1 pseudogene is annotated in these 214 nt (G+C 57.9%); it reads left to right on the top strand.

The window, feature by feature from the left end:
* A pseudogene (locus AF337_RS29780) lies at window positions 1-214 on the top strand (aminopeptidase P family protein); the annotation flags it as partial.

Below are 214 nucleotides of genomic sequence, written 5' to 3'. Positions count from 1 at the left end.
CGTGGACAGCAGGGCACGTCGCGATGAACGCCAAGCAGAAGCAACTCTACGCCGCCGCCAGGGATCAGATCGAGCACAATCTCGCCATCCTGAAGCCCGACATGACGTTTGAAGAGTTCAACGCGCTGTCGTGGCGGATTCCGGAGAAATACCAGCCTTATCGATACACGCTTGCTCTGCACGGAACCGGAATGGCGGACGAATGGCCAAGGAT

It is taken from the genome of Rhizobium ecuadorense (assembly GCF_001187535.1).
GTDB lineage: Bacteria > Pseudomonadota > Alphaproteobacteria > Rhizobiales > Rhizobiaceae > Rhizobium > Rhizobium ecuadorense.
Note: the sequence above shows the minus strand (reverse complement) of the source record. Positions and strands in the feature narration are given on the sequence as shown.